The organism is Methylotenera mobilis 13, assembly GCF_000384255.1.
In the GTDB taxonomy this organism is placed as follows: domain Bacteria; phylum Pseudomonadota; class Gammaproteobacteria; order Burkholderiales; family Methylophilaceae; genus Methylotenera; species Methylotenera mobilis_B.
On record NZ_KB913035.1, the window covers coordinates 580,910 to 599,510 of the forward strand.

Annotated in this window: 20 protein-coding genes and 1 tRNA gene; 18 read left to right on the forward strand and 3 right to left on the reverse strand. The window is 42.9% G+C overall.

The window, feature by feature from the left end:
- Positions 1 to 47 precede the first annotated feature (47 nt).
- The 11 genes from tolB (at position 48) to xerD (ending at position 8,210) form a co-directional block, all read left to right on the forward strand.
- On the forward strand, positions 48 to 1,298 hold the full coding sequence (tolB, locus tag A391_RS0102810) for a Tol-Pal system beta propeller repeat protein TolB (protein WP_036316959.1): 1,251 nt from the start codon (positions 48 to 50) through the stop codon (positions 1,296 to 1,298).
- A 44-nt stretch (positions 1,299 to 1,342) separates the two neighbouring features.
- Positions 1,343 to 1,912: an OmpA family protein gene (locus A391_RS0102815; RefSeq protein WP_019897162.1), complete on the forward strand. Its 570-nt coding sequence runs from the start codon at positions 1,343 to 1,345 to the stop codon at positions 1,910 to 1,912.
- A 37-nt stretch (positions 1,913 to 1,949) separates the two neighbouring features.
- Positions 1,950 to 2,750, forward strand: coding sequence for a tol-pal system protein YbgF (ybgF, locus tag A391_RS0102820; protein ID WP_019897164.1), 801 nt, complete (start codon positions 1,950 to 1,952; stop codon positions 2,748 to 2,750).
- A 140-nt stretch (positions 2,751 to 2,890) separates the two neighbouring features.
- Positions 2,891 to 3,529: a 7-carboxy-7-deazaguanine synthase QueE gene (gene queE / locus A391_RS0102825; protein ID WP_019897165.1), complete on the forward strand. Its 639-nt coding sequence runs from the start codon at positions 2,891 to 2,893 to the stop codon at positions 3,527 to 3,529.
- The gene (queC, locus tag A391_RS0102830) at positions 3,526 to 4,206 is read left to right on the forward strand and encodes a 7-cyano-7-deazaguanine synthase QueC (RefSeq protein ID WP_019897171.1); all 681 of its coding nucleotides are present in this window, start codon (positions 3,526 to 3,528) and stop codon (positions 4,204 to 4,206) included. The genes queE and queC overlap by 4 nt, the downstream gene beginning before the upstream one ends.
- A 135-nt stretch (positions 4,207 to 4,341) precedes the next feature.
- Positions 4,342 to 4,788, forward strand: coding sequence for a 30S ribosomal protein S16 (rpsP, locus tag A391_RS0102835; RefSeq protein WP_019897173.1), 447 nt, complete (start codon positions 4,342 to 4,344; stop codon positions 4,786 to 4,788).
- A 36-nt stretch (positions 4,789 to 4,824) separates the two neighbouring features.
- Complete coding sequence (rimM, locus tag A391_RS0102840; RefSeq protein ID WP_019897175.1) at positions 4,825 to 5,376, forward strand: ribosome maturation factor RimM; 552 nt, start codon at positions 4,825 to 4,827, stop codon at positions 5,374 to 5,376.
- Positions 5,377 to 5,406: 30 nt separating this feature from the next.
- The gene (trmD, locus tag A391_RS0102845; RefSeq protein ID WP_019897180.1) at positions 5,407 to 6,150 is read left to right on the forward strand and encodes a tRNA (guanosine(37)-N1)-methyltransferase TrmD; all 744 of its coding nucleotides are present in this window, start codon (positions 5,407 to 5,409) and stop codon (positions 6,148 to 6,150) included.
- A gap of 75 nt (positions 6,151 to 6,225) precedes the next feature.
- Positions 6,226 to 6,621 carry a 50S ribosomal protein L19 gene (rplS, locus tag A391_RS0102850; RefSeq protein ID WP_019897188.1) on the forward strand — a complete coding sequence of 132 codons (396 nt, stop codon included), beginning with the start codon at positions 6,226 to 6,228 and terminating at the stop codon, positions 6,619 to 6,621.
- Positions 6,622 to 6,772: 151 nt separating this feature from the next.
- Positions 6,773 to 7,309 carry a methylated-DNA--[protein]-cysteine S-methyltransferase gene (locus A391_RS0102855; protein ID WP_019897190.1) on the forward strand — a complete coding sequence of 179 codons (537 nt, stop codon included), beginning with the start codon at positions 6,773 to 6,775 and terminating at the stop codon, positions 7,307 to 7,309.
- A complete protein-coding gene (gene xerD / locus A391_RS0102860) occupies positions 7,302 to 8,210 on the forward strand; it encodes a site-specific tyrosine recombinase XerD (protein WP_019897192.1) in 909 nt (302 codons plus the stop codon). The genes A391_RS0102855 and xerD overlap by 8 nt, the downstream gene beginning before the upstream one ends.
- Before the next feature lie 295 nt (positions 8,211 to 8,505).
- Here the strand turns inward: xerD and A391_RS14105 are convergent, their stop codons facing one another.
- On the reverse strand, positions 8,506 to 9,564 hold the full coding sequence (locus A391_RS14105) for a putative phage abortive infection protein (RefSeq protein WP_019897194.1): 1,059 nt from the start codon (positions 9,562 to 9,564) through the stop codon (positions 8,506 to 8,508).
- Positions 9,561 to 9,914, reverse strand: coding sequence for a dihydroneopterin aldolase (gene folB / locus A391_RS0102870; protein WP_019897196.1), 354 nt, complete (start codon positions 9,912 to 9,914; stop codon positions 9,561 to 9,563). The genes A391_RS14105 and folB overlap by 4 nt, the downstream gene beginning before the upstream one ends.
- A 139-nt stretch (positions 9,915 to 10,053) precedes the next feature.
- On the opposite strand from folB, the gene plsY reads away from it, so the two are divergent.
- Positions 10,054 to 10,695, forward strand: a complete 642-nt coding sequence (gene plsY / locus A391_RS0102875) for a glycerol-3-phosphate 1-O-acyltransferase PlsY (protein ID WP_019897197.1) — start codon at positions 10,054 to 10,056, stop codon at positions 10,693 to 10,695.
- 74 nt (positions 10,696 to 10,769) lie between these two features.
- On the opposite strand, the gene tsaD is transcribed toward plsY, so the two are convergent.
- The gene (gene tsaD, locus A391_RS0102880; RefSeq protein WP_019897199.1) at positions 10,770 to 11,801 is read right to left on the reverse strand and encodes a tRNA (adenosine(37)-N6)-threonylcarbamoyltransferase complex transferase subunit TsaD; all 1,032 of its coding nucleotides are present in this window, start codon (positions 11,799 to 11,801) and stop codon (positions 10,770 to 10,772) included.
- 172 nt (positions 11,802 to 11,973) lie between these two features.
- Between tsaD and rpsU the strand changes: the two genes are divergently transcribed.
- The 6 genes from rpsU to A391_RS0102910 all read left to right on the forward strand — a co-directional run bounded on the left by rpsU (position 11,974) and on the right by A391_RS0102910 (position 18,393).
- Positions 11,974 to 12,186 carry a 30S ribosomal protein S21 gene (gene rpsU, locus A391_RS0102885; protein WP_015833002.1) on the forward strand — a complete coding sequence of 71 codons (213 nt, stop codon included), beginning with the start codon at positions 11,974 to 11,976 and terminating at the stop codon, positions 12,184 to 12,186.
- Positions 12,187 to 12,195: 9 nt separating this feature from the next.
- Positions 12,196 to 12,639 (forward strand): GatB/YqeY domain-containing protein, encoded by a 444-nt coding sequence (locus A391_RS0102890; RefSeq protein ID WP_019897203.1) that lies wholly within the window; start codon positions 12,196 to 12,198, stop codon positions 12,637 to 12,639.
- 124 nt (positions 12,640 to 12,763) lie between these two features.
- Positions 12,764 to 14,503, forward strand: a complete 1,740-nt coding sequence (gene dnaG, locus A391_RS0102895) for a DNA primase (protein ID WP_019897205.1) — start codon at positions 12,764 to 12,766, stop codon at positions 14,501 to 14,503.
- 93 nt (positions 14,504 to 14,596) lie between these two features.
- Positions 14,597 to 16,534, forward strand: a complete 1,938-nt coding sequence (gene rpoD, locus A391_RS0102900) for an RNA polymerase sigma factor RpoD (protein WP_019897207.1) — start codon at positions 14,597 to 14,599, stop codon at positions 16,532 to 16,534.
- Between the two features lie 26 nt (positions 16,535 to 16,560).
- Positions 16,561 to 16,639 (forward strand) — tRNA-Ile (locus tag A391_RS0102905).
- Positions 16,640 to 16,809: 170 nt separating this feature from the next.
- Complete coding sequence (locus tag A391_RS0102910; RefSeq protein WP_019897209.1) at positions 16,810 to 18,393, forward strand: cryptochrome/deoxyribodipyrimidine photo-lyase family protein; 1,584 nt, start codon at positions 16,810 to 16,812, stop codon at positions 18,391 to 18,393.
- The last annotated feature ends 208 nt before the right edge of the window (positions 18,394 to 18,601 follow it).

Consider the following 18,601-nt stretch of genomic DNA (forward strand, 5'->3'; position numbering starts at 1 on the left):
AATTGCTTAATTTATTTCAGGCAACGTTGTTGTCTGTAGCCGTAATCATGACATCTGCAATGATGCCATCGACTAGTCACGCCGCATTAGAAATTGAAATCAGCGGCGGCAATGCGCAACAACTCCCTATCGCAATTGTGCCGTTTAATCAGGACAATGTTAAAAATCAAGAAAACATTGCTAATATCATCAGCGCAGATTTGCGCCGAAGTGGCATGTTTAGGGTGTTAGAAACGGCAGGTGTTGCGAGTAAGCCTAGTGCTATTTCTCAAGTTAAATACAGTGATTGGGCTGCTTTGCAGGCACAAGCGATTGCTGTTGGTAAAATAGAAACCTTACCTGGCAATCGTCTTAAGGTGAGTTTTCAGTTAGGGGATGTGCTAAAACAGACTCAGTTAGCAGGTATGGATTACAACATTGCGCCAAATCAATTACGTATGACTGCACATAAAATAGCAGACGTCATTTACCAAAAGTTGACAGGTGAGTCAGCCATCTTTGCTAGTCGCATTGCTTACATTAATAAGTCCAAAGGCCGATATGCTTTACAGGTGGCTGATGCTGACGGTGTTAACCCACAAACGGTTGTTTCCTCAAACGAGCCGATTATTTCGCCTGCATGGTCGCCAGATGGTAGCAAGATTGCATACGTCTCGTTTGAGAAGAAAAAACCAATCATCTTCGTGCAATCGCTCATGACAGGTCAACGTATAACATTAGCAAGCTACAAAGGTAATAATAGTGCGCCTGCATGGTCACCAGACGGCAGTAAACTTGCCATTGTGTTAACGCATGCAGCCAACTCCCAACTTTATCTGATTAACGCTGATGGCAGTGGCTTGAGGCAGTTGACTAAGAGTAGCGCGATCGATACCGAGCCAGTCTGGTCACCAGATGCTAAATGGATATATTTCAGCTCTGATCGTGGCGGTAGCCCACAAATTTACAAAGTGTCGTCCATTGGTGGCGATGCGCAGCGGGTCACCTTTGACGGCCCTTACAATTTAAGCCCACGCTTCTCTCCAGATGGCAAGTCGCTAGCGATGATTCGAAATGATGGTGGAAAATTCCGTGTCGCGTTGCAAAATCTAGCGACAGGACAAGTGCAAATCGTCAGTGAAGGCTCTCAAGATGAGTCTCCAAGTTTTGCGCCTAATGGGCGTGTGGTACTATATGCCACTAGAACGGGTGGTCGTGGTTCACTTGCTGCAGTGTCTGCAGATGGTCGCGTGAGACAGCGTTTGAGCGAGTCCGGCGGCGATATTCGCGAGCCAGCATGGGGTCCGCTATTGAATTAACATGATGCAATACAGAAAGTTTGTTTTTACTAAAGGAGAAGGTAATGAATAAGGGAATGTTTAATAAAAAAGTTTTAGGTGCTTTAGTGCTAGCAGCAATGTTATCTGCTTGTAAAAGTACACCAATGACAGACAAACCAGCAGGCGTTGAAGATAAAAGCCCAGCTGGTTCATCACAATCTGCTAACGGTTCAGCAGATACTTCTGGTGTTAAAGAGGTTGTAATTGATAGCAATGCTAACAATGGTAACAATCCGCTTAAAGATCCAAACAATATTTTGTCAAAAAGAAACATCTACTTTGACTTTGACAGCGATACAGTGCGTGCAGAGTTTCGTCCTCTAATCGAAGCACATGCTAAATACTTGCTTGCTAACAGCAATGCTAAATTAGTATTGCAAGGTAACGCTGATGAGCGCGGTACACGTGAGTACAACGTTTCATTGGGTCAACGTCGCGCAGTATCAGTTAAAAAATCATTTAACTTGTTAGGCGTTCAAGACAAGCAAATCGAAACAGTGAGTTTTGGTGAAGAAAAAGCATCAGCAAATTGCGCTGATGAAGCTTGTCATCAATTGAACCGCCGTGTTGATGTTGTTTACGAAAACGACTAATTCTTAGTTACTAATTTTAAAATTACTAAGTTTAAAAATGATGAAAAACCTGATTCTGTCTAGCGTATTTTTAGCAACGCAATTATTTTCAATGAGTGGTCACTCTGCATTGTTTGATGATGAAGAGGCGCGAAAGAAAATACTGGAAGTTGAGAAAAACTTGCAAAGCCAGAATCAGGCTACGCAATCTGCGCTACGTGATTTAAAACAATCAAATGAGCAGCAAGATGCCGTCACCAGAAATGGTTTAGCTGATATGCAGTCGCAGCTAGATGCATTAAAGCAAGAGAATGCAAGACTGAAAGGCGAACTAGAGGTCGCTAATCATAAAGTTGAAACCGCACTTCAACGCCAAAAAGATTTATATACGGACATTGACGAGCGCTTACGCAAGTTAGAGTCTGCTCCAGTGGCCGAGGTCGCTGCGCCTCCAGCGGTGGTTGTTGAAAAGAACACACAGGAATACCAGTTGCTAGAGTTAGCCAATGGCCTGTCAAAAGAATCTAAGCACAAAGATGCTTTTAAAGAGTATGACAAGTTCTTAAAAGACTACCCTAATAGTAGTCTTGCACCTGAAGCAATGTATGGTTTGGGCTACTCGCAATTTGCACTAAAAAATTACAAATCATCTATTGCAACACAGCAAAAGTTGATTGACACCTACCCAGATAGTCCAAAAGTACCTGATGCAATGTTCAATTTGGCAAATAGTCAGATCCAACTGGGTTTAGTGCCAGGCGCTAAAAAAACATTGCGTGATTTAGTGGCTAAATTTCCAAACAGTGAGTTGACGCCAACTGCGCAGAAACGCCTAAAAGCACTTGAGGCGATTCGATAAGTATTTAAAATAGGTAAATAATCTAAAAGTTGTTTATTTCTCTATATTTAGGCAAATAAAGCTTTTAAGTTAAAATAGTGCCAATCTCTGTATTGGCGCTATTTTTTTGCGTTATTAATTGTTAGTGTGCAAAGTATTTGATGAAACTTAAAATCCACGAAATTTTTTACTCCCTACAAGGTGAGTCCTCGCGTGTGGGCTTGCCTACCGTATTTGTGCGCCTTACTGGCTGCCCAATGCGTTGCGTGTATTGTGACACTGCCTATGCTTTTAGTGGCGGCAATAATATGGAAATTGATGACATTCTTAGTAAGGTCGCTGAGTTTGGTACGCCATATGTCACCGTGACTGGAGGTGAACCGTTGGCGCAAAAAGATTGCCACGTATTGCTCAAGGCGCTATGTGACCAAGGTTATAGTGTCTCTTTAGAAACTGGCGGTGCTATTGATATTGGCCCCGTTGACGCTCGTGTATCAGTGATCTTGGATATTAAAACACCAGATTCAGGTGAGCTTAAAAATAACTTATGGGCTAATCTCACACATCTTAAAAAGACCGATGAGGTGAAGTTCGTGCTATGTAGTCGCGCAGATTATGATTGGGCAAAGGACCTGTTGGTGAAAGAGCGATTGACCGATAAATGCCCAGTACTATTTTCACCAGTCTATAGTCAATTAATGCCGTCAGACTTAGCGGATTGGGTGTTGGCCGATAAGCTTCCTGTCCGTATGCAATTGCAGTTACATAAGATATTGTGGGGCGAGGTGCCAGGAAAATGACAAAAAAAGCTGTTGTACTATTGTCCGGTGGCTTAGATTCAGCCACCGTGCTAGCTTATGCTCGAAATCAAGGCTTCGAGTGCTACTGTTTAAGTTTGGACTACCATCAGCGGCATATTGCAGAGTTGTTCGCAGCTAAAAATGTTGCCAAAGTCATGGGCGCAGCCGCACACAAGACTGCGCAGCTAGATTTATCTCTATTTGGAGGCTCGGCGCTGACTGACGATGCTATTGCAGTGCCAGAGAGCGCAACAGAAGGTATTCCAATTACTTATGTGCCAGCACGTAATACCATTATGCTGTCGCTTGCGTTGGCTTGGGCAGAAGTGTTGCAAGCACAAGATATTTTTATTGGCGTGAATGCGTTAGATTATTCAGGTTATCCAGATTGTCGCGGAGAATACGTTAAAGCATTTCAGGATATGGCTAATCTGGCGACTAAAAGTGCCGTGGAGGGTAAAACCATTACCATCCATGCACCTTTGATTGATATGACTAAAGCCCAGATCGTTAAACTGGGCACAACATTAGGTGTAGATTACGCCATGACGGTTTCATGCTATCAGGCTGATAGTGAGGGCGAAGCCTGTGGTTTGTGTGACTCGTGCCGTTTACGTCGCGATGGCTTCTTAGCCGCAGGGTTAGCGGACCCTACACGTTATCAATTGCATTTATAAACCGCGCAGGCAAACTATTTATATATAAATCATCAGTTGATTAATAAATGTAGATAAATAGCTTGCCAAAAGGTGTATAAGTAACGTAAAATCCGCGCCTTTCTGCTTTAAATTTTTCAAAAGAGAACAAAGATTATGGTTATTATTCGTTTAGCTCGTGGTGGCGCGAAAAAAACTCCTTTCTACAACGTGGTTGTAGCTGATTCACGCAATCGTCGTGATGGCCGCTTTATTGAGCGTGTTGGTTTTTACAACCCATCAGCTAGCGCAAACGCTGAAGGTTTACGTATTGATTTAGCTCGTGTTACGCATTGGCAAAATAACGGCGCGCAATTGTCAGAGACGGTTGCACGCTTAGTTAAATTCCACGCTAAAGGTCCAGAAGCTGCTATTGCTGCTAAAGCAAAAGACGCTGCTAAGGCTGAAGCTGCTAAAGCAAAAGCTGCTGCTGAAGAAGCTGCAAAATTAAAAGCAGCCGCTGACGCTGCTAAGGCAGAAGCTGACGCTCAAGCCGCAGAGGCTGCTGCTGCAGCTAAAGCTGCCGAGGCTGCCGCTGCTGAAACACCAGCTGCTGACGCTTAATTTAAAAAGCTTAGGTAATTTACCTAAGCAATTAAAATGGCTGTGAATAACATGGTAGTAATGGGGCGCATTGTTGCGCCCTACGGCGTTTATGGTTGGCTCAAAGTGTTGCCAGATACAGAAGCAATCGATGGTCTGTTTGATTATGACACGTGGTGGCTAGGTAAAGGCGACGACTGGCGCGAAATGGTGGTTGAAACTGCTAAGCTTCACAATGATGTCATCGTTGTGAAGCTACAGGGCATTGATGATCGAGATGCTGCTTTTGCATGCAAAGGTAAGCAGATTGCCGTGCCCAGAGAGCAGTTGCCGGAGCCTGACGAAAATGAGTATTACTGGTCAGACTTAATCGGGTTACGTGTTAAAAACAGTCAAGGTGTTGATTTTGGTTTAATTACTGAAGTGTTTGAAACAGGTGCAAATGATGTACTTGTCGTAAAACCAGATGTAGTGGAACCTAATGTAGCAAACGCAGATGCTGATAAACAGAAACCGCAAGAGCGGCTATTGCCGTTTGTAGCAACGGTCGTGCTGGAGGTGGATTTAAAAGCTAAGACGATGTTGGTTGATTGGGACGAAGACTTTTAGTCGTTTCGTTAAAATTAAACCGTTTAAATCATGGCGTTTAAATTTGATATTGTGACCTTGTTTCCCGAAATGTTTGATGCTATCACTAAACATGGCATTACAAGCAGGGCATTACAACAAGGTATTTATGAGGTTGGCTTTTGGAATCCACGTGATTTTACTAGCGATAATCATAAAACCGTAGATGATAGACCCTACGGTGGTGGTCCTGGTATGGTGATGTTGGTGCAGCCGCTTGAAAAAGCAATTGGCGCAGCAAAAGCAGCACAGACGACTAATCAGGTTGATGAATATTGGGTGGTGCATCTGTCGCCAGCAGGAAAGCCGCTGACCCATCAAAAAGTGATGGAGTTAAGCAGGAAGCAAGGCTTGGTATTGCTTGCCAGTCGATATGAAGGTGTCGATCAGCGTTTAATTGATGCTGAAGTAGATGAAGAAATATCGATTGGGGATTATGTATTAAGTGGTGGTGAGTTGCCTGCCATGGCATTGATGGATGCAATCATCCGCCAGTTGCCAGGTGCGCTAGGTGATAGTGATTCTGCAATTGAAGATTCATTCGTAGATGGATTGTTAGACTGCCCACACTACACTAGGCCAGAAGAATATAACGGCAGACGAGTACCTGATGTGTTAATGTCAGGTAATCATGCCAAGATTAAGCAGTGGCGTTTGAAAATGTCATTGCAAAGAACTCGGGATCAACGTCCCGATTTATTGGCCGCAAGGCCGTTGACGAAAGAAGAAGCACGGCTACTAAAAGAACTTGAGTAGAGTTTTGATAAGTAGGAACAAGTTTCTTCACAATTAAAAGGAACTCCGACGGGCAACCGAAAGAGATAAATAAAGATGGCAGATATTATTAAAATGTTGGAAGAGGAAGAAATTGCCCGTTTAGGCAAAACGATTCCTGAATTTGCTCCAGGTGACACTGTAGTGGTTGGCGTAAACGTAGTTGAAGGTACACGTAAACGTGTACAGTCATACGAAGGCGTTGTTATCGCTAAACGTAACCGTGGTTTGAACTCATCATTCATCGTACGTAAAATCTCTTCAGGTGAAGGCGTTGAGCGTACATTCCAAACTTACTCACCATTAATCGCTTCAATTGAATTGAAACGTCGCGGTGATGTTCGTCGTGCGAAACTGTACTACCTACGTGAGCGTTCAGGTAAGTCAGCACGTATTAAAGAGAAGTTAGTAGCACGTGACAGAGAAGTTTTAGCGCCAGTAGAAAAAGCGTAATACTTAGTCTGTGTGAAACACATTAAAAACCCCAATTGATGAAAATCATTGGGGTTTTTTTTGCGGATAATATCGTTATACGTTGATCCCCTACTGTAAATCATATTCATGTGAGGTTTGCATATCGCTAGCTTTGGTTTAACATAACGTGATGAAAACCAACTCTCCTGACGTTAATCATAGTGCACTCATTAATGCGCCGTTTGGTCAGGTATCTATTACTGTACGCCATCAACAGTTAATGATTAAGTTGCTTCCACAATTATCTAACGCACAGCAGTTGCCAGACCATGACAAGGTAACACTAGAAAAAACATCAACACACTCGCTTGTGAGTATGGCTTGCCAGCAGATCATGCAATATTTACAACAGGCAAATATAACCTTCAGCTTACCTACTAACCAGCAGGGTACTGTATTTCAAAAGCGCGTTTGGCAGGCGATCTACGATATTCCCTGTGGGCAGACTAGAACTTACACCGAGATAGCCCAGCAAGTTGGCTCTGGCCCACGCGCCGTTGCAAATGCCTGCGGCGCCAATCAGCTGCCTCTGGTTGTTCCATGTCATCGAGTGCTTGCTAAAAGTGGCTTAGGTGGCTTTATGCAAGGTGAGCGTGATGGCTTGTTGATAAAGCAGTGGCTTTTGCAGCACGAGGGTCTGATGTCTGTTGGAGTGCTAAATGAGTGAGCGCATGCTTGCACCTGATGATGCAACACAGATTGATGTTTTTATTGATCATCTCTGGTTGGAGGATGGTTTATCAAAAAACACATTAGAAAGTTATCGGCTAGATCTAACATCATTTGCAGGTTGGGTGTTGACGCAAGATAAGCAGCTATTAACGGTAGATAAAGCTGATGTTCAGCAATACTTGGCGGTAAAGTTCCCACAGAGCAAGCCTCGCAGTATTAGTCGCCTAATCGCCAGTTTAAGACGTTTTTATCGTCATTGTTTGCGTGAGAATGCAATCAGTGATGATCCTACGGTGCAAATTGAGTCACCTAAATTACCGCGTAGCTTGCCCAAAAGCCTGAATGAAGAAGAGGTGGAGGCGTTGCTCAACGCGCCAAATTTGAATGAGCCTGCAGGGGTGCGAGATAAAGCAATGCTGGAGCTACTTTATGCCTGTGGCTTGCGCGTGTCTGAGTTGGTTTCCATTAAAACAACGGAAGTAAGTCTTAGTGATAGTGTCGTACGTGTGACGGGGAAGGGTAGTAAAACACGCTTAGTGCCGATGGGTGAAAATGCAGTAGAGTGGATTTCGCGGTATTTAAAGGATGCTAGGCGGGAGATTATACAAAAGCGCTTATGTGACGCATTGTTTGTCACCAACCGTGGTGATGCGATGACACGGCAGGCTTTCTGGTACATGATTAAACGGTATGCCTTGCTGGCGGGGATCACCAAGCACATGTCGCCACACGTATTGCGACATGCGTTTGCAACACACTTGCTCAATCATGGGGCTGACTTAAGGGTGGTACAGATGCTGTTGGGTCATTCGGACATTTCGACGACGCAGATTTATACGCATGTGGCACGAGAGCGGTTGAAGCGGTTGCATAGTGTGCATCATCCGCGGGGTTGACGTTTTCTCCCTTTCCGACGGTTGCTCCCTCTCAGTTTAAGGGGGAGGGTAAAGTGGTGGAGTTTGAGGAATGTCGGGGGTAGCCCGACAGCTAGTTACTTTCTTTTAACTGCCTGAAAAGAAAGTAACCAAAGAAAATGGCACCCCACACCACGGGCTAAGCCTTCCCTGCGCTACTCAATATAAAGGGTAGCAATCGGAAACTCGCCCAATAAAATCTTTGGCCTCAAACAGCCGATTGCTGAGAGCTCCCTTTATGTCTGCGTTGCTCGGCGTGTTGCAAGGGGTAATGGAACTAAGATGTTGTAGTTGCTAATGCTAAAGTATCTTCAGATGATTTAGGTAATCCTAATTTCTCTCTTGCTAATTCGGAACTAAAAGCTTCGTTAGAATAACTTCTTTCTAAAGGAAGATGTTTGTTCATAACTTTAATTCCTATATCGGAGTCAAATGAAAGATTGTCAAAAAGAGCATACTTCTCAATTAAAATTTTAAATTTGCTACCCAAGCCTGTTAGGCCATTGTAGTAAAGATATACCATTTCTATCCATGATAATTGACTTCTTATTATGCTAACGTAAAGCCATTTTTGGGCGCTGTTTAGCCGTTGCGGTTGTTGAGAGTCTATCCAAATTAATAATCTGTAGACTGTTCTAAAAAGGCTATCAATTTGATATTCATTCTCATGGTAGAGTAATGACCATAATTTAAAGAGCTGATCAGTGACGGCTTCAGGTTTGTGTTGGCCAATAATTTCAATTTTTTTGTAATTGGATAGGCTTTCGAAATTTAGCCCGTAATCACCAGAAAATTCATTTTTAAATATCATTGAGCCTGTATTGGGATCGTAATCAGAAATCGAGCTATAAATGGCATGAGATGCTAAGCTGGAATTCCATAAGTTATATAATTGAGTGCGACCTGTAGTATCTTTAATACTTGAACCAGCGTTGCTAGAAATTGAGTTTAGTAAATCTCTATAAGTGTTTATCCAAGAGAAAAACGTCTGCTCAAAACTTTGCAGTTCAATCGCTTTATTTTGAGCCGTCAATGCTGTAGCAGAGTTCCTTAACTCTTTAGTTGAGGCATTTAATTCTTTTGACTGATAAAAAATAGTTGCAAGTAGAGCAATAAAAGAAGCAAAACCAAAAATTGGATTTAAAATCCCTCCAAAAAAGTCACCTAGAGTTCCCCAGTCGTCTCTAACATTGGAAGGGAAAATTTCGCCGCTAAAAGTTAGGAAAAATTTACAAACAAAAAAAGCTGCTGAAGTCAGCAATAAAAATAAGACAATTCCGAAAATTAGTTTCCAATGAAAGGGAATGTTGTTGTCATCTTCTTTGTAAGAATTCATTTGGCAATTCTTTCAATAATAACCCCCAACGCCTTTAATCCCGGCAGTATTGTTGGTTTAGCCACTTTAACTTTTACGCTCAACGCTTTAAATTCTTTCAAAATCAATTGGCATAGGTGTTCTGCAAGTTTTTCTACTAATTGGAAACTATTTTCTTGCAGGGTTTCACGTACACGGTTAACTACAGCGCCATAGTCGATGGTGTCGTTTACATCGTCGCTTTGGCAGGCTTTGCTGAGGTCGTAGCCGATTTCTATGTCTAGGATAATGGTTTGCGGGGTCATGCGCTCCCACTCTGGTACGCCTAATTTGGTTTGTACTTTAACTTCGCTTAAAAAAATGGTGTCCATAAAGCCTTATTTTCTTGTCGTCATTCCCGCGAAGGCGGGAATCCAGTAATATCTTGAATATTAAACCACAATTTATTAGTAATTGTGGGTATCACACATAGATTCGCGCCTAGCGTGGATGATAGTAAAGAGAGTTTAAATGAATGAATTAGGTTTTATTCCTGTCACGTTAGTGCCAGTTGTTTGGATTGTTGCGGCTTATTTGCTTGGCTCAATCGCTTTCGGGATTTTAGTCAGTAAGTTATTTGGTTTGCCAGATCCGCGTACAGTAGGCAGCGGTAATATTGGTGCGACAAATGTAGCGCGTAGCGGTAAGAAGTCAGCAGCCATATTAACTTTATTGGGTGATGTCTTTAAAGGTTGGTTTCCGGTGTGGCTGGCTTTGCAGTCTGGGATGACCATGTGGGTGGTGGGTGCGGTAGGTTTAGCCGTGTTTTTTGGCCACCTATATCCAATTTACCATGGTTTTAAAGGGGGTAAGGGTGTTGCGACGGCATTAGGGGTCATGCTGGCTATCTCCCCCATGCTTGCTTTGGCGGCATTGTTGACATGGGTGCTTGTGTTTGCAATCTCGCGCTACTCATCACTTGCGGCATTGGTTGCTGCTGCACTGGCACCTGTGTATGCGTGGTTTTTATTAGCAAACGCAGATAACGCGATTGGTATTTCCGATTATGTGCTGATGGTATTAGTGATGTCTATTTTCTTGATATGGCGGCACAGAAGCAATATCAAAAAGTTGTTGGATGGTACTGAGTCAGGGTTTGGTAAAAAGAAATAAAATAATCACGCAGAAAAGTCATTATCACTAGTCATTACACTTTTAGTCATCATTCTTGGCTAGTGCCGTGATGACTAAGGTGCTTGTAATTCACTCAAATTCCAACGTGGCTTTACACTAAAACTATAATTTTTATCTGCATTGTTTTGTGTGTCTTGCATTGCTTTTAGTCGCATTGCGCCAGCAAATGCAATCATCGCGCCGTTGTCGGTGCAAAACTCTAAGCGTGGGTAACTTACTTTACATAATTTTCGTTTAGTGGCTGCGTTTAGTTTTTCTCTTAGTTTTGCGTTTGCACCAACGCCCCCAGAAACAATTAAATTATCCAAGCCAGTTTCTCGTAATGCATTCATGCATTTAATTGTTAGCACTTCTGTCACCGCCTCTTGAAACTCGTAAGCGATATCTGCTTTAGTTTCTGCATCTAAGGGTTGATGTTGGTTCACTAGTGTTAATACTGATGTTTTTAAGCCACTAAAGCTAAAGTTTAAATCGCCACTGTTGAGCAGTGGGCGAGGCAACTTAAAGCGAGGTTTTCCCGTTTTTGCTAGATTCGATAGCGCTGGGCCGCCAGGGTAACCAAGCCCTAATAATTTTGCTGTTTTATCAAAGGCTTCACCTGCGGCATCATCCAATGTGTCGCCAAGTAGTTCATATTGGCCGATCCCATCAACACGCATCAGTTGGCTATGCCCACCAGAAACCAATAAGGCAACAAATGGAAACGCAGGCGGGTTGTCTTCTAATAAAGGTGCTAATAAATGGCCCTCTAGATGGTGTACGTTAATGGTAGGAATTTGCAGACTAAACGCAAGTGACTCAGCAAAGCTTGTGCCTACTAATAGTGCGCCAGATAACCCAGGGCCTTGTGTGTAGGCGATGGCGTCAATATCTTGTAATGTTTTCTTGGCCTCTTTAAGCGCAAGTTCACTTAATGGCAAGACGCGACGAATATGATCTCGTGATGCAAGTTCAGGAACTACGCCGCCATATTCAGCATGCATCTCTACTTGTGAGTGTAGTGCGTGCGATAATAAGCCATTGTCCGTGTCGTATAAGGCGATACCTGTTTCGTCACACGATGATTCAATGCCTAAAACTAACATTTATTTTGGTCCATTTTGATCTTAAAGTGCATTTTTATAACACAAAGCTATAAAAGTAATTGAATAAAAGTAATTATACGATTAAAATGGTGGACTTTTCTCAAGTTTATAAGCCTTTGTTTGGCGGACTTGAGCATCACCTAATTAAATTGTTGCAGATAAGAGAGAACGAATGTCTAGTGTACGCGTAAAAGAAAATGAGCCGTTTGACGTTGCTCTACGTCGCTTTAAGCGCCTAATTGAAAAAACTGGTTTATTGAATGATCTTCGCGCTCGCGAATTTTACGAGAAGCCAACTTGGGAACGTAAACGTAAAGCTGCTGCTGCTGTTAAGCGTCAATATCGCCGCTTGATGAAGCAAACTTTACCAGCAAAATTGTACTAAGAAGCTTTCATGTCGTTAAAGGCTCAGATATCTGAGGACATGAAAACCGCGATGCGCGCTAAAGATAGCGTGCGTTTGGGCGCAATACGTTTATTACAAGCGGCTATCAAGCAGCGTGAGGTGGATGAGCGTATTGAGTTAGATGACAGCAATGTAATTGCTGTGATTGAAAAAATGCTCAAACAGCGTCGGGATTCTATTGCAGCGTATGAGTCAGCTAATCGTCATGATTTAGCTGATGTGGAAAAGTTTGAAGTCACCGTGCTGCAAACATATTTACCACAGCAACTGACTGAAGATGAGATTAAAGCCATCTTAGAGAAGATTGTGGTTGATTCAGGCGCTGCTGGTATTAAAGACATGGGCAAGGTAATGGCGGAAATTAAGCCGTTAGTCGCTGGTCGTGCTGATGTGGGTAAAATTTCTGGTTTGATTAAAACTCGTCTAGGATGACCCGTAGCGATAGATGCAAGTAGACATTACAAGGAGCGATAAGCTCCTTTTTTGTTTTTAAAAGATTGCGCTAGAATGGCTAGCAAATTCTATTAACGTAGTTATTTTAGCTAAAGCAGACACTTTGATCCCTGAAAGTTTTATTCAAGAGTTGCTCAATCGCGTTGATATTGTCGACGTGATTGATAAAAGTGTGCCGCTAAAAAAAGCAGGTGCCAATTATTCTGCCTGCTGCCCGTTTCATAACGAAAAATCCCCTAGTTTTACGGTAAGTCCTACCAAGCAGTTTTATCACTGTTTTGGCTGTGGTGCACATGGTACTTCTATTGGGTTTGTGATGGAGTATCAAGGGCTTAGCTTTGTTGATGCGATTCATGATTTAGCTAAAATGGTGGGTATGACCGTGCCGCAAGAGGTGCGCGATAACGACAAGCCTGCGCCTAAAGTGGTCGTTGGCTTGCAAGACGCATTACAAGAAGCGGCCAATTTTTATAAAGCTGAATTAAAAAAATCACCGCGTGCTATTGAGTATTTAAAGGCGCGTGGACTGAGTGGTCAGGTCGCGGCTAAGTTTCAGGTAGGGTATGCGCCCGCTGGTTGGCAGAATCTACAAAGTGTCTTTCCGCATTATGACAATGAGGCATTAACGGTGGCAGGTTTGGTGGTAGAGAACGAGCAAGGCCGTCGTTATGACCGCTTCCGTGACCGCATCATGTTTCCGATTCATGACCAAAAAGGACAGGTCATCGGCTTTGGTGGCCGCGTTATTAATCCAGAAGATACCCCTAAATATTACAACTCACCAGAAACGCCATTGTTTCAAAAAGGGCATGAGTTATATGGCTTATTTTTGGCGCGCAGAGCGATTAGAGATGCGGGTCGTGCCCTAGTGGTAGAGGGTTATATGGATGTGGTGGCGTTGGCGCAATATGGAATCGAATATGCAGTGGCCGCACTTGGTACTGCCACAACCCCTTACCATATTACAAAGTTGATGCGCCAAGCGGATGAGATTGTATTTTGCTTCGATGGTGATAATGCTGGTCGTACTGCGGCATGGCGCGCAGCAATGAACGCGCTACCTGCACTCACTGATGGTTTGAAGCTATCATTTTTATTTCTACCTAAAGAGCATGATCCTGATTCTTACGTACGCGAATTTGGTAAAGAAAAGTTTGAAGCTGAAATTAAATCCGCAATGCCGTTGTCTCAGTATATTCTGCAGCATTTAAGTGAGAATAATGCACTGCAAAGCCAGGAAGATCGCGTGCGTTTCCTGAATGAGGCAGAGCCTATTATGCAGCAGATTAATGCGCCACGTAGTGCAATGTATTTGCGTAAAAAGGTTGCTGAGTTGGCACTGTTGTCGCCTGAGGAAATGCAGGCTTTGTTAAAACTGCCAAATTTAAATAAGGCACCAGTGCAGGCTAAGCCAAAGTTGACACGCACTACAGTATCGCTACAAAAGCGCTTTGGGCTAATGTTGTTGATGCATCCCAGTCTTGCGCTGCAAGAGGATTTGAGGTTATTGGATGAGCGAGATGATGCGGATGTTTTGTTACGGCAAGTGATTGAAATTTGCCTGATGTATCCCCATTCTAAACCTGCGGTGTTGTTACGTGAGTTGGAAAGAAAAATTGACACTAGCATTTTGCAAGAGTTGCAGCGTGAATTAACGTTATTGGACGATACGCTTGATCAAGCACAAGAGGTTGTGGGTGCCCGCCAGCAGTTGCAGGCAGTGCACACGCAGCGCCAAGGCGCGTCATTATTGGCGCGAATCAGTGAAAAACCTTTGAGTGCTTTAACTGCCGATGAAATTGCGCTATTGAAATCTGTTGGTAGTAAACCCCAGCCAAAATAAGGCTATATTCTGTTATAATGCACGGTTACGGTAATCTTATTCGCCATGTGTGATGCATGCATCATGGCAGAGCTAAAATTTTAGAGGTAAGACATGGCAAGACCAAAGAAAAGTGATCAACAAGCTGAAAAAAATGCTGAAGACTATGTTCGCCCAGAGCTACAAGAGGTCAGCGCTGAAGAGCGTCGCATTCGCCTTAAAAGCTTAATCGTATTAGGTAAGGAGCGCGGCTACCTGACTTATGCCGAGATTAACGATCACTTGCCTGATGACGTTCAAGGCTCAGAGCAGATTGACGGCATTATCGGCATGATTAATGACATGGGTATTCAGGTGTATGAAGAGACACCTGATGCCGAGGCGTTGTTAATGTCTGACGCACCTCCAGCAGTGACTGACGATGACGCGGTTGAAGAAGCTGAGCAAGCACTTGCCACAGTAGACTCAGAGTTTGGTCGTACTACTGACCCTGTGCGTATGTATATGCGCGAAATGGGTACAGTTGATTTACTTACACGCGAAAGCGAAATTGAGATTGCACGTCGTATTGAAGATGGCCTCAAACATATGGTGCAAGCGATTGCTGCTTGCCCTACCACGATTGCCGCTTTGTTGGAAATGGTGGATAAAGTTGAGCGTGATGAATTAAGCGTCGACGATTTAGTTGACGGTTTGATTGATGCCGATATTGGTTTAGATGATGCGATGACAGAAGAAACTCCAGAGGAAGAAGAGCCTGAGAGTGATGACGATGAAGATGACGGCGATGAAGATGGTGCGAAAGCTGCTGCTATCTCTGCAGAAGCATTAGCTAAACTTAAAGAAGAGCTACTTAAACGTTTTGAAGTCGTGCGTGCAGCACACCAAAAAATGACAGTGATTTTACCGGTTAAAGGCTCTCAAGATCCTGAGTATTTAGCATTGTTGTCTGAAATTCTTGTTGAGTTAACGGCATTCCGTTTTTCACCAAAACAAGTAGAAAGCCTATGTGATCAAGTACGTGGTTTAGTTGAAACGGTACGTGGTCACGAGCGTAAAGTGCTGGATTTCTGTGTGGAAAAAGCAGGTATGCCACGCCCATACTTTATCAAATCATTCCCAGGCAACGAAAGTAACCTAAGTTGGTTAGAAGAAGAGCTTAAAGCTGATAAGCCATACAATGAAAAGTTAGCGCGCTTTAACCATTCAATTTTAGATCAACAGCAACGTATTATTGATTTAGAAACCAAAGTGGGTATTTCAGCGAAAGAGCTGAAGGAAATCAATAAACAAATGACCACAGGCGAGGCGCGTGCACGTCGTGCTAAGCGTGAAATGATTGAGGCAAACTTACGTTTGGTGATTTCTATCGCTAAGAAATATACAAACCGTGGCTTACAGTTCTTAGACTTGATTCAAGAAGGTAATATTGGCTTGATGAAAGCCGTAGATAAGTTTGAGTACCGTCGTGGTTTTAAATTTTCAACCTATGCAACATGGTGGATCCGTCAGGCAATTACACGCTCTATCGCTGACCAAGCCCGCACTATCCGTATTCCTGTGCATATGATTGAAACGATTAATAAAATGAATCGTATCAGCCGCCAAATCTTGCAAGAGACTGGTATTGAGCCGGATCCTGCATTACTCGCCGAGAAAATGGAAATGCCTGAAGACAAGATTCGTAAGATCTTGAAAATCAGCAAAGAACCAATTTCAATGGAAACGCCAATTGGTGATGATGAAGATTCTCACTTAGGTGACTTTATTGAAGACAGTACGACATTGGCGCCAGTGGATGCCGCTGTTTATGCAAGTTTACGCGATGCGACAAGTGAAGTGCTGGAGTCACTAACACCGCGTGAGGCAAAAGTACTACGTATGCGCTTTGGTATTGAAATGAACACAGACCATACGCTTGAAGAGGTAGGCAAGCAATTTGATGTAACGCGTGAGCGTATTAGACAAATTGAAGCGAAGGCGCTGCGTAAGTTGCGTCATCCAACTCGTTCAGAAAGATTAAGAAGCTTCTTAGAAACTGGACAAGATTAGTTTAAAATAACGACTTCAAAAGTTTAGGCCCCCTAGCTCATGCTTGGTTAGAGCAGCGGACTCATAATCCGTTGGTGCTGTGTTCGACTCACAGGGGGGCCACCAAGAATAAAAGGACTCAGAGAAATCTGGGTCCTTTTTTATTGTTAGAATGCATGCCTAATGTTTTAAATATTTTGAACTCAAACTCTCATCACATGGTTAAGCACGAAATGATTGAACCAAGATTTATTTAAGTTGACTTATCAAAGTTAACTTATAAAACGTGGTGTTAGATGAAGCCTTTGGTTCATGTCGTATGGTTTAAGCGTGACTTGAGAGTACAAGATCATGCGGCTTTATTTGAAGCTTGTCAGCAAGGGTTGGTGATCCCCATTTTCACTTGGGATTCATGTGTTTGGAATAGCGGTGATTATGCAACTCAGCATCAAATGTTTGTTAAGGAGTGTTTGGTTTCACTCCATCATGATTTACAAGCAATTGGATTGTCACTTATACAAATCAATACGGGCATTATTGAGACTCTTAACCATCTCTCAAAGTTTTACTGTATAAATTTACATAGCCATGAGGAGACAGGAAACAATAATAGCTACCAGTTGGATAAAGCTGTTGCGTCCTGGTGCAAAGCTCAACATGTCAATTGGATTGAGCATCCACAAAACGGAGTAGTTAGACGCTTAAAAAATAGAGATACTTGGACTTCTATTTGGGAAAAGCGCATGACTGCCCCAATAATACCCATACCATCACAAGCAAATATGGCCGCTTTGCCATTAGATACCATTGCAAATAGTGATCTTTCCTACATTAGGCATATTCAATCAGATAAACACTCAAGACAAAAAGGTGGTAGAGAAGAAGCCGTTAAATTGTTGCATACCTTTTTAAATGGTCGGGCCAGTCGATATCGCGGTGGGATTTCTAGCCCGATATCTTCAGAAAGCGCTGGTTCTAGAATATCACCCTACTTAACTTGGGGCGTGCTGAGCATGCGCGAAGTGGTGCAGTCTGTGCGCCAACAGAAACTCAATATTGAAGAGAGTTCATCCACTTATCCCAAAGGGTTGTTAGCAGGATTAGTTGGTTTTGAAAGTCGTTTGCATTGGCATTGCCATTTTATGCAAAAGCTAGAGTCGGAGCCTGCGATAGAGTATCAAAACCTCCATGCTGCCTTTAATGACTTTCGAGATGAGAGCTATTCAAGTGTTGAATCACAAGCGAGATTAGTTGCTTGGAAAGCAGGAAAAACAGGATGGCCTTTGGTAGATGCTTGCATGGCAATGTTGAAAGAAACCGGATGGATTAATTTCAGAATGCGTGCGATGTTGATGAGCACTGCTAGTTATTTGTTATGGTTACATTGGCGAGAGACTGGTTTGCACCTAGCGCGTGAGTTTTTGGACTATGAACCAGGCATACACTGGCCTCAAGTGCAGATGCAATCAGGTACTACCGGCATCAATACTTTACGGATTTACAATCCCATCAAGCAAGCAATAGATCAAGACCCAGAGGGAGTGTTTGTTAGAAAGTGGCTGCCAGCGTTAAGGTGCGTGCCTAATAGTTGGATTGTTCAGCCATGGCTGATGCCAGAGTCTCTACAGCTTGAATATGGTTGTCGAATCGGTATTGATTATCCTGCGCCTCTGGTTAGTATTGATCAGGCATTTAAGTTAGCAAAAGCAAACTTTAGCCAGCTTAAATTGACTTCAAAGGACTATCAGCAAACAGCAGTAATTATTAAAAAACATGCGTCTAGAAAAAGATCTTCTCAAACACGCCCAATACAAAATAATAAATTCTCCCGTAAAAGACCAGCGAACAGTTTGGTCCCATTTCAGCAAGATTTGTTTTAATTTTATGATTGGTTGTTCGACCTGATGGCTTTGTATATGAATCCATCAGGCTACTATTGCAATGCATAGCTTTTAGAACTATCTAATTTTAAGACAGTCTTATTCAATAAGGAGATTGCTTAAGGTAAGTGATTGAATTTAATCGATAGCTACCTGAATGCTCCTGACTGTAATGTTAACTGTAGCTAACGATAATTGATGATGAATC

Coding starts and splice junctions, on each gene's coding strand:
- tolB (WP_036316959.1), top strand. CDS start 48: ATGACATCTGCAATGATGCCATCGACTAGTCACGCCGCATTAGAAATT.
- A391_RS0102815 (WP_019897162.1), top strand. CDS start 1,343: ATGAATAAGGGAATGTTTAATAAAAAAGTTTTAGGTGCTTTAGTGCTA.
- ybgF (WP_019897164.1), top strand. CDS start 1,950: ATGATGAAAAACCTGATTCTGTCTAGCGTATTTTTAGCAACGCAATTA.
- queE (WP_019897165.1), top strand. CDS start 2,891: ATGAAACTTAAAATCCACGAAATTTTTTACTCCCTACAAGGTGAGTCC.
- queC (WP_019897171.1), top strand. CDS start 3,526: ATGACAAAAAAAGCTGTTGTACTATTGTCCGGTGGCTTAGATTCAGCC.
- rpsP (WP_019897173.1), top strand. CDS start 4,342: ATGGTTATTATTCGTTTAGCTCGTGGTGGCGCGAAAAAAACTCCTTTC.
- rimM (WP_019897175.1), top strand. CDS start 4,825: ATGGCTGTGAATAACATGGTAGTAATGGGGCGCATTGTTGCGCCCTAC.
- trmD (WP_019897180.1), top strand. CDS start 5,407: ATGGCGTTTAAATTTGATATTGTGACCTTGTTTCCCGAAATGTTTGAT.
- rplS (WP_019897188.1), top strand. CDS start 6,226: ATGGCAGATATTATTAAAATGTTGGAAGAGGAAGAAATTGCCCGTTTA.
- A391_RS0102855 (WP_019897190.1), top strand. CDS start 6,773: ATGAAAACCAACTCTCCTGACGTTAATCATAGTGCACTCATTAATGCG.
- xerD (WP_019897192.1), top strand. CDS start 7,302: ATGAGTGAGCGCATGCTTGCACCTGATGATGCAACACAGATTGATGTT.
- A391_RS14105 (WP_019897194.1), bottom strand. CDS start 9,564: ATGAATTCTTACAAAGAAGATGACAACAACATTCCCTTTCATTGGAAA.
- folB (WP_019897196.1), bottom strand. CDS start 9,914: ATGGACACCATTTTTTTAAGCGAAGTTAAAGTACAAACCAAATTAGGC.
- plsY (WP_019897197.1), top strand. CDS start 10,054: ATGAATGAATTAGGTTTTATTCCTGTCACGTTAGTGCCAGTTGTTTGG.
- tsaD (WP_019897199.1), bottom strand. CDS start 11,801: ATGTTAGTTTTAGGCATTGAATCATCGTGTGACGAAACAGGTATCGCC.
- rpsU (WP_015833002.1), top strand. CDS start 11,974: ATGTCTAGTGTACGCGTAAAAGAAAATGAGCCGTTTGACGTTGCTCTA.
- A391_RS0102890 (WP_019897203.1), top strand. CDS start 12,196: ATGTCGTTAAAGGCTCAGATATCTGAGGACATGAAAACCGCGATGCGC.
- rpoD (WP_019897207.1), top strand. CDS start 14,597: ATGGCAAGACCAAAGAAAAGTGATCAACAAGCTGAAAAAAATGCTGAA.
- A391_RS0102910 (WP_019897209.1), top strand. CDS start 16,810: ATGAAGCCTTTGGTTCATGTCGTATGGTTTAAGCGTGACTTGAGAGTA.